Origin of the sequence: Microbispora sp. H10670 (assembly GCF_014161385.1) — a bacterium.
In the GTDB taxonomy this organism is placed as follows: domain Bacteria; phylum Actinomycetota; class Actinomycetes; order Streptosporangiales; family Streptosporangiaceae; genus Microbispora; species Microbispora triticiradicis.
On sequence record NZ_JABBWW010000103.1, the window covers coordinates 1 to 580 of the forward strand.

Here is a 580-nt window from a genome sequence, read left to right on the forward strand (position 1 = left end):
AAGCCCGTGGCCCAACCACTTGTGGGGGGAGCGGTCGAAGGTGGGGCTGGCGATTGGGACGAAGTCGTAACAAGGTAGCCGTACCGGAAGGTGCGGCTGGATCACCTCCTTTCTAAGGAGCACCGGCTGGCCGGGTCATCCATAGGGTGGCTGGGTTGGTCCATGTCGCGTTCACCGGCGAGTGTCCGGTGCGTGGCGAGCTCATTAGTGGAGCACTGGTTAGTCAGCTGGTCGTGGTTGCCGGGTCGGTGAGTACCGTCCCAGCTCTCCTTCGTGGGGGGTCTGGGGAGTGGGGAAAGCGGGTGCCGGGGGTTGGGACTGGTTGAGCACACTGTTGGGTCCTGAGGGAACGGACCGTTCGCCTGGCCACCGCGGTTGTTGCGGTGGCTGCTTGGTGAAGGGTCTGTTGTCCTTCTGGGGCTGGTCTCCTGCCATACCGGCTTCCGCTCTCCTTGTGGGGGGTGGGGGTGTTTGGTGGTGGGGTGGGCTGGTTTGCCTGGTTGTTGTTTGTGAATTGCATAGTGGACGCGAGCATCTTTGTGGCCAAGTTTTTTAGGGCACACGGTGGATGCCTTGGCAT

1 rRNA gene is annotated in these 580 nt (G+C 62.1%); it reads left to right on the forward strand.

Going from position 1 to position 580, the window contains the following annotated elements:
* Positions 1–112, forward strand: a 16S ribosomal RNA gene (locus HHX33_RS34750); the annotation flags it as partial.
* Positions 113–580 lie beyond the last annotated feature (468 nt).